The 7,187-nt window shown below is 47.7% G+C and carries 9 protein-coding genes; 8 read left to right on the forward strand and 1 reads right to left on the reverse strand.

What is annotated here, in order from left to right; genetic code table 11:
• Positions 1 to 38: 38 nt before the first annotated feature.
• From metK to tyrS, 8 genes are all read left to right on the forward strand, one after another.
• Complete coding sequence (gene metK, locus H3001_RS14230) at positions 39 to 1,334, forward strand: methionine adenosyltransferase (RefSeq protein WP_178244427.1); 1,296 nt, start codon at positions 39 to 41, stop codon at positions 1,332 to 1,334.
• Positions 1,335 to 1,592: 258 nt separating this feature from the next.
• The gene (locus H3001_RS14235; protein ID WP_178265365.1) at positions 1,593 to 2,180 is read left to right on the forward strand and encodes an LOG family protein; all 588 of its coding nucleotides are present in this window, start codon (positions 1,593 to 1,595) and stop codon (positions 2,178 to 2,180) included.
• Entirely contained in the window at positions 2,177 to 2,977 is an 801-nt protein-coding gene (locus tag H3001_RS14240) for a DUF4271 domain-containing protein (RefSeq protein ID WP_178244425.1), read from the forward strand. Before H3001_RS14235 ends, H3001_RS14240 begins: the two co-directional genes overlap by 4 nt.
• 12 nt (positions 2,978 to 2,989) lie before the next feature.
• Positions 2,990 to 3,736 (forward strand): uroporphyrinogen-III synthase, encoded by a 747-nt coding sequence (locus H3001_RS14245; RefSeq protein WP_178244484.1) that lies wholly within the window; start codon positions 2,990 to 2,992, stop codon positions 3,734 to 3,736.
• A 64-nt stretch (positions 3,737 to 3,800) separates the two neighbouring features.
• Positions 3,801 to 4,196, forward strand: a complete 396-nt coding sequence (gene rnpA / locus H3001_RS14250; RefSeq protein ID WP_178244424.1) for a ribonuclease P protein component — start codon at positions 3,801 to 3,803, stop codon at positions 4,194 to 4,196.
• A complete protein-coding gene (gene yidD, locus H3001_RS14255; RefSeq protein ID WP_178244423.1) occupies positions 4,193 to 4,414 on the forward strand; it encodes a membrane protein insertion efficiency factor YidD in 222 nt (73 codons plus the stop codon). Before rnpA ends, yidD begins: the two co-directional genes overlap by 4 nt.
• A 20-nt stretch (positions 4,415 to 4,434) precedes the next feature.
• Positions 4,435 to 5,067 carry a TatD family hydrolase gene (locus H3001_RS14260; RefSeq protein ID WP_178244422.1) on the forward strand — a complete coding sequence of 211 codons (633 nt, stop codon included), beginning with the start codon at positions 4,435 to 4,437 and terminating at the stop codon, positions 5,065 to 5,067.
• Between the two features lie 81 nt (positions 5,068 to 5,148).
• Positions 5,149 to 6,441: a tyrosine--tRNA ligase gene (tyrS, locus tag H3001_RS14265; protein ID WP_178244421.1), complete on the forward strand. Its 1,293-nt coding sequence runs from the start codon at positions 5,149 to 5,151 to the stop codon at positions 6,439 to 6,441.
• Positions 6,442 to 6,614: 173 nt separating this feature from the next.
• Here the strand turns inward: tyrS and H3001_RS14270 are convergent.
• A partial coding sequence (locus tag H3001_RS14270; protein ID WP_181215273.1) for a transposase occupies positions 6,615 to 7,187 on the reverse strand: 573 nt, incomplete at its 5' end.

Genomic DNA, 7,187 nt, shown 5'->3' on the forward strand with positions numbered 1-7,187 from the left:
TAAAAAATCATTTTAACCATTTAATTAATTCAGAAACAATGGGATACTTATTCACATCCGAATCGGTGTCTGAAGGACACCCCGACAAAGTGGCGGATCAGATTTCCGACGCTGTGCTTGACAAACTGTTGGCGTACGACCCCAGTTCAAAAGTAGCTTGCGAAACGTTGGTGACTACCGGTCAGGTGGTACTGGCAGGAGAAGTGAAAACAACGGCCTACATCGATTTACAGCGTGTGGCACGTGAGGTTATCAACAAGATCGGCTACACCAAGAGCGAATATATGTTTGAAGGAAACTCATGTGGAGTTTTCTCGGCAATTCATGAACAGAGTCCTGACATCAACCGTGGAGTAGAACGCGAAGACCCGATGAACCAGGGAGCCGGCGACCAGGGTATGATGTTCGGTTATGCTACCAAGGAAACGGAAAACTACATGCCGCTTTCACTCGACCTGGCTCACAAATTGCTGATGGTATTGGCTGACATCCGCCGCGAGGGAAAAGTCATGACTTACCTCCGTCCGGACTCAAAGAGCCAGGTAACCATCGAATACGATGACAACAGAAAACCGGTGCGTATCGATACCATCGTGGTTTCTACCCAGCACGACGAATTTATCCAGCCTGCAGACGACTCGAAAGAAGCACAGCTGAAGGCCGATGAGGAAATGCTGGCACAGATCCGCAAGGATGTCATCGAAATCCTGATGCCGCGCGTAATTGCTGAAATCCACAATCCGGAAGTACTGGCACTGTTCAACGACCAGATCAAGTATCACGTAAATCCGACCGGTAAATTCGTAATCGGCGGCCCTCACGGTGATACCGGACTGACCGGACGTAAGATCATCGTAGATACTTACGGAGGTGCAGGAGCGCACGGAGGTGGTGCATTCTCTGGAAAAGACCCAAGTAAGGTAGACCGCAGTGCAGCCTATGCCGCACGACACATTGCCAAGAACCTGGTGGCTGCAGGTGTAGCCGACGAGGTACTGGTACAGGTTTCTTATGCCATCGGTGTGGCCCGCCCGATCAATATCTACGTCAATACGTACGGACGCAGCAACGTGGCAATGACCGACGGAGAAATCGCCAAGAAGGTGGACGAGATCTTTGACATGCGTCCGCGTGCCATCGAGGAACGCCTGAAACTGCGTAACCCGATTTACAGCGAGACTGCAGCTTACGGACACATGGGACGTGAACCGCAGGTGGTGACCAAGCATTTTGAATCGGCATACGAAGGCAACAAGACGGTAGAGGTAGAACTCTTTACCTGGGAAAAGCTGGACTATGTAGACCGCGTAAAAGAAGCATTCGGCCTGAAATAACCGGATATAACGGATAATCACATCCCGGATTCTCTCTGTATGGAGCAGAATCCGGGATGTTTGTTTTCAGCCCTGCCGGAAGGATTTCCGCAGGGATTTCTTCATGCACCGGCAAACTCTCCGGTAAATCCCCAGCCTCTTCTCCCACAGAGGGAAAGATAATGAACCGTATGGCAAATAATCATCGGTTTCCCCCAAATATGGCGGATAATTAGGGGTTTATGCGTATATTTGCAGCCAATAAAGACGATAATCATCATGAACCCGATAAAAAACGTATGTGTATACAGTGCCTCAAGCACTAAAATTGAATCTGTGTATTTTGAAGCAGCCGAAGAACTGGGACGGTTGCTTGCCTCCCGACAGATTAACCTGATCAACGGGGCAGGATGCCTGGGACTCATGTGCCGCATCTCGGATGCCGCACTGGCTGCCGGAGGTACGGTAACCGGCGTCATTCCCCGGTTCATGGTAGAACAGGGCTGGCATCACAAAGGACTGACCCGACTCATTCAGACGGAGAGCATGCACGAACGCAAGCAACTGATGGCCAGCATGTCGGACGGAGTCATCGCACTTCCCGGAGGATGCGGAACCCTGGAAGAGCTGATGGAAATCATCACCTGGAAGCAACTGGGACTTTACCTGAATCCGATTGTGATTCTGAATGTCAACGGGTTCTATAATCCCTTGCTGGAAATGCTGCAGTCGGCTATCGACCAGCATTTCATGCGACCCGAACACGGCAAGATATGGCAGGTGGCTACCAGTCCGCAGGAAGCCGTCGAACTGCTGTACCAGACTCCTGTATGGAGCAAGGAAATAAGAAAATTTGCAGCAATATGAGTATTATCCCATCCGTTTCACCGGTTCCCGACAGCACTGTGACACTGTACCCGCAAATGACGGACAGTATTCTTCACGCCAGTGTATCGGATGTCATCCCGCCAGAAGGGATGGCCGGAGACCCTGTGCCCTATCTGGTACGCTCGGAAAACGCAGTGACCCTGCTGCTGATATTCTGCCTGTTCTCTCTCTGCTATGCACTGAAAGACGGAAAGAAATACATTGTCCAGTATCTGAAAGACCTGTTCCGCCATAAAGAACGCGCCAGCCTGTTCGACGAAGCCAGCAAGCCCAACGGACGCTATCTCTTTCTGCTGATTACGGTTACCTGTGTCCTTGGCGGCATTTTCCTGTACGACTTCCTGATCGGCTCGCATCCCGCCCTTTCGGAGGAGCGGTTCCGCCTGCCCGTACTTGCAGTCAGCATCGGAATTCCGCTGATTTATGTCATGGCAAAACAGGGAACATACGCTTTCATAAATTGGATTTTTTTTGACAAAGAACAGAACAGATCATGGATGCAGACCTACCTGGGACTGGTCGGCATGCTCTGTTTTCTACTATTCCCCTTACTCTTGCTGACAGTTTATTCGGGCCTGGATAAGCAGATTAGTTTCTATTTCATCCTATTAATTTTAGTTTTTGCTAAAATATTGTTATTTTATAAGAGTATCAGGAACTTTTTCAATCATTTTTATGGTATTCTTCATTTAATTCTGTATTTTTGTGCCCTCGAAATAATTCCCATTCTTCTGACTTGGAAAGGGATCGTCTATATAAACAATATTTTCATTTAAAAAATTAGTACATTGAAGATAAAGAAAGTTCTCGTTTCTCAGCCAAAACCAACATCAGAGAAGTCGCCATATTTCGACATTGCTGAGAAGTATGGAGTGGAAATAGATTTTCGCCCATTTATAAAAGTTGAGAGTTTGTCGGCAAAGGAATTCAGACAACAGAAAGTTTCGATATTGGATCATACTGCCGTGGTATTTACTTCACGACATGCCATTGACCACTTCTTCAATCTCTGTACAGAGCTCCGGGTTACCATTCCGGAAACCATGAAATATTTCTGTACATCAGAAGCGGTTGCACTGTATATCCAGAAATATGTACAGTACCGGAAACGCAAGGTATTCTTCGGTGCCACCGGTAAATTTGTGGATCTGATGCCAGCCATTATCAAACATAACACAGAGAAGTATCTTATTCCGATGTCGGACGTTCACAACGATGAAGTGAGAGACCTGTTGGACAAAAATAAGATTCAGCATACAGAGGCAGTCATGTACCGCACGGTAAGCAATGACTTCACTCCGGAAGAGAAGTTCGACTATGACATGCTGGTATTTTTCAGTCCTGCGGGAATCCAGTCGCTGATCAAGAATTTCCCTGACTTCAAGCAGAACGAAATTGCAATCGGAAGCTTCGGACCAACTACTGCAAAGGCTGTAAAGGATGCCGGTCTGCGTCTGGACCTGGAAGCTCCGAGTGCCGCAGCACCTTCTATGCCTGCAGCTCTTGATATGTTTATCCGCGAACGCAACAAATAAGAAAAAACATACTTGTTTCAGGCACGGAGGAGATTTCATACCTCCGTGCCTTATTCTTTTTTTTATGGCAGAACAAGAAAAGCATACATTTACCAAAAGTGAACGCCTGAACAGCCTGATACTGATTGAGAAGCTGTTCTCCGGCGGAAGTAAGTCGTTTCCCGCATTTCCCTTGCGCATTGTCTACATGCCGGTAGAGGGAGATCATCTGCCTACGGTCTCACTGCTGATCAGTGTCCCTAAAAAGCGGTTCAAACGGGCAGTAAAACGCAACCGGGTGAAACGTCAGATACGGGAGGCTTACCGCATGCACAAAGCCCTGCTGACGGCTCCGCTGGAACAGGCCGGGAAAAAGGTTGCCGTTGCTTTTATCTGGCTCGACAACGAACTGCACGATTCTTGTGAAGTCACAGAGAAAGTGAAAAAGCTGCTTCAGATTACAGCAGAAAGGATCGTATGAGAAAATTGCTTACCGAACTCCTGCTTTTGCCGGTTTATTTTTACCGGTATTGCATCTCACCTTTTACTCCTCCTTCTTGCCGCTTTACTCCCACGTGCTCACAGTATGCCATAGAAGCACTGAAAAAGCACGGTCCGGTGAAAGGATTGTATCTGACGGTCAGAAGACTGTTGAGATGCCATCCCTGGGGCGGTTCGGGATACGACCCCGTTCCCTGATTCTTTTATTTCTTTATCGCATGCTACTGGATATTCATACTCACCGATTGCCCGAAGAGGCTGCAACGGCCATATTGAGCTGCCATATGTACAGCCTTCCGCCTGCAGCAGCCTGTTTTCTTTCGGCTGGCATCCATCCCTGGTTTCTCTCTCAGGAGGACTTGCCGGCACAGAAGGAATGGTTAAGGCAGATGCTGGAGGACAAGAGAGTCATCGCACTGGGAGAAGCGGGAATCGACAAGCGGTGCAAGACGCCGCTGGAGCTCCAGAAAGAAGCCTTCCGGTATGTCTGTCGGCTTTCGGAACAGCATCGGCTGCCCCTGATAATACATGCGGTAAAAGCCACTCCCGAACTGATGGCTTTCAGGAAAGAAATCCGGCCGCAACAGCCTTGGATCATCCATGGGTTCAGAGGGAACAAAGAGGTGGCACAAAGCCTCATCCGGCACGGATTTTACCTGTCTTTTGGCGAGAAATGCCAGGAAGAAGCACTGGCAGTCACTCCTCCGGAACGGCTGTTGCTGGAAACCGATGAGAGCCCGGTACCTGCCGCCCAACTCTGCCGGCACATGGCCGATGTCCTTCAGACCTCCGTACCCGCTCTGACCGCGCAACTGCAGCAAACCATTAAAAGCCTCTTTTTTAACCCCTAAAAATTGGTTATTCGGATAAAGAGTCGTACTTTTGCCGAGATAGAAATAGATAACAACATGTTAAACTAAGAATTTCATTCGATGAATTTTGTAGAAGAATTAAGATGGCGCGGAATGGTGCACACCATGATGCCGGGTACTGAAGAGTTGTTGGAAAAAGAAATGGTAACAGCTTATCTGGGAATTGACCCTACAGCTGATTCCTTGCACATCGGACACCTTTGCGGAGTAATGATGTTGCGTCATTTCCAACGTTGCGGACACAAGCCGCTGGCTCTGGTAGGAGGTGCTACCGGTATGATTGGAGACCCTTCAGGAAAATCACAGGAACGTAACCTGCTGGATGAAGCGACCTTGCGCCACAATCAGGAATGTATCAAAAAGCAGTTGGGCAAATTCCTCGACTTTGAGTCGGATGCCCCTAACCGTGCAGAACTGGTAAACAACTACGACTGGATGAAAGACTTTTCTTTCCTTGATTTTGCCCGCACTGTAGGAAAACACATCACAGTGAACTACATGATGGCAAAGGAATCTGTTCAGAAACGTCTGAATGGCGAAGCACGTGATGGTCTTTCGTTCACAGAGTTTACCTATCAGCTATTACAAGGATACGACTTCCTGCATCTGTATGAAACCAAAAACTGTAAACTGCAGTTGGGCGGTTCCGACCAGTGGGGAAACATCACTACAGGAGCCGAACTGATCCGCCGTACCAACGGAGGTGAGGTATTTGCCCTGACTTGTCCGCTGATCACAAAGGCTGACGGAGGTAAGTTTGGTAAGACAGAATCAGGAAATATCTGGCTGGATCCGCGATATACATCTCCTTATAAGTTCTATCAATTCTGGCTGAATGTAAGTGATGCGGACGCAGAAAGATATATCAAGATTTTCACTTCACTGACAAAAGAGGAAATCGAAGGACTGATTGCCGAACATAACGAAGCACCGCACCTGCGTGTATTGCAGAAGCGTCTGGCGAAGGAAGTGACTGTCATGGTACACTCGGAAGAGGATTACAATGCGGCAGTAGAGGCTTCTAACATCCTGTTCGGTAACGCGACTTCAGAAGCATTGAAGAAACTGGATGAGGATACGCTGCTTTCTGTATTCGAAGGAGTTCCTCAGTTTGAAGTGGCAAAATCGGACATCGAGGCTGGAATCAAGGCTGTAGACCTGTTCGCTGAAAAGGCTGCTGTATTCGCTTCGAAAGGAGAAATGCGTAAGCTGGTTCAGGGAGGCGGAGTTTCTCTTAACAAAGAAAAACTGGCTGCTTTCGACCAGGAAATTACGACAGCTGACCTGCTGGACGGCAAATACCTGCTGGTACAGCGCGGAAAGAAAAACTATTATCTGATTATTGCCAAATAACGCTTAACCACATCTGATAAATAGGTAGAGGCTGTCTCAAAATAAACTTGAGATGGCCTCTATTGTTTCATCTCAGATTGGATTCATTCGAATTTTTCTAAAGAGAGAAGTTTATAAGCTTAGTTTTGAAGATTTTATCCTTTCAAACTGTTTATTTCGTTGCCATAAGCTCCCTAAGAGGCTACTTTTGCAAGATTATGTGCAATGGCCAGCAGGCCGAACTCAATTTCAACCTTCTTAAGCCCACGAAGATGGAACCTCTTGAAGTGCTTGTTGTTCTTGAGGTTTCCAAATACGGCTTCCACATCCTGCGGTCGCTGACTGCGATATTTCAGACCTTCATCAGAGAGCAGTTTTTCACGTTCCCTTTCCTTGATTTTCCTCAGACGGTGGTTTACCTGTACAATCCTTTCCGACCGGCTTCTGTGACACCGGCATCTTAGCGGGCAACTCTTGCAGTTACGTGCCCTATATCTTGATATGGTCTGCACAAAACCATTGTCTGTTATCCGCCTTGCATCGGAGAGTCTTTCCATTCTCTGTCCCATCGGACAGTACATGCCGTCGGTTTCTTCATTATAATAAAAGTTGGCAGAGAGAAACGAGTCGTTCTGGAAGCTCCTTTTCTGTTCCTTATGAAAATAGTTGTACTTTATAAAGGTTTCAATGCCATGTCTGAAAGCGTACAGATAGTTCTCCTCGCTTCCGTATCCGGCATCACAGACAGATACGTCAGGGTATCTGCC

This window comes from Phocaeicola faecicola, from assembly GCF_013618865.1.
GTDB classification, from domain to species: Bacteria; Bacteroidota; Bacteroidia; order Bacteroidales; family Bacteroidaceae; genus Phocaeicola; species Phocaeicola faecicola.